This is a genomic window from Streptomyces sp. NPDC005576 (assembly GCF_042871745.1).
In the GTDB taxonomy this organism is placed as follows: Bacteria; Actinomycetota; Actinomycetes; order Streptomycetales; family Streptomycetaceae; genus Streptomyces.
On record NZ_JBIAJC010000052.1, the window covers coordinates 1 to 1221 of the forward strand.

The following is a 1221-nucleotide window of genomic DNA, read 5'->3' on the forward strand; positions in this document are numbered from 1 at the left end:
GTGCCCTTGGTCAGCGCACGGAAGTCGACCACGCCCTGGGGGCGGATCTCGTAGGAGCGGGTCTCGCCCGTGAGGAACGAGCGCAGCGCGGTGTTCCCCTCGGCGCTGCCCGGCTGCCGTTCCGCCGGCTTCCCGAGGAGGGAGCGGAACGCCTCGTCGGCGTCGCGGGTGCGCTGTTCGGCGTCGAGGAGCTCCTTGACCCGGACGTCGATCTGGTCGATCTCGGTGTTGAGCCGCTGCCAGGTCTGCTCTTCCTCGCCTGCGAGGTCCTGGCCCCGGGCCTCGGCCGCGTCGAGCAGCGCCTTCGACTGCTCCCACAGGGAGTTGCGGCGCTCCTGGATCTGCTTGATGAACTGTGGCATGTGCCCTCCTCGGGCGTGACGACGTCGCCCTGCGGCCGGGCGGCCGGGGCGTGGGGTGGTGAGGTGGGTGTCGCCCTGCCTCAGAAGGTGCGGCGCCGCATGAGCTCGGCGCGCCGCTGCCGTAGCGCCAGCGGCGGGTGGGTGTCGCCCTGCCCGCCGGGTGCCAAGTCGATGGTGGTGCTGTTCTTCGGGCGGTCCAGGAAGCGGGCCAGGTCGCCCGCGGTCGCGGCGGCCCGGACCTCGTCGAGGTCGGCGCCCGCCTTGTCGGCCAGCGACCGCAGCCCGGTGCTGGTGTCCATGTACGCCGGCGAGTTCACCGGGGCGACGTCGACGAGCGCCCCGGACAGCAGCGTCCGCAGGGGAAAGCCGTCCTCGGTCTGGGCCCAGTCGTCGGAGAACGTGCGGAACGCGAAGCTGGAGCGGCGGACGTCGCCGCGCTGGACCAGCTCCATCACGTCCTCGCGCGAGGCCGGGACGTCGACGACGTAGTCGAGGCCGGTGCCGTCCACGGCGAGGCGCAGTGTCCCCGCCTCGCTGGTGCCGAGCAGTCGGTTGTCGTCGTGGTTGTAGCGGGCCATCACGTCCGGCCACCCGTCGCCCTCGCTCTTCGCGAAGAACCCGGGGTCGATGCGCTCGACGAACCCGCCGAGGTTCTGGGACAGCCGGTTGAACTTCGCGGCGTACCCGCCGATCCGGCGCCCGCCGCCCTGCTCGTCGTCGGCGCGGACCTCGACCAGGCCGCGCGTGAAGCGGCGCTCTGCGTCGCCCATGAAGACCTCCAGGTCTCAGGAGTCCGCGGCCGGCGGCGCCGGTGCGGTCGTGCCGATGGTGTAGATCTCGCCGCCCGCGCCGGGCGGGA

Annotated in this window: 2 protein-coding genes; both read right to left on the reverse strand. The window is 72.9% G+C overall.

Annotated features, from left to right (window positions below; genetic code table 11):
- The coding region (locus tag ACFYPN_RS33680; RefSeq protein ID WP_389303713.1) for a hypothetical protein at positions 1–362 on the reverse strand (362 nt) is incomplete at its 3' end.
- Between the two features lie 80 nt (positions 363–442).
- Positions 443–1132, reverse strand: a complete 690-nt coding sequence (locus ACFYPN_RS33685; RefSeq protein ID WP_388640682.1) for an HK97 family phage prohead protease — start codon at positions 1130–1132, stop codon at positions 443–445.
- Positions 1133–1221 lie beyond the last annotated feature (89 nt).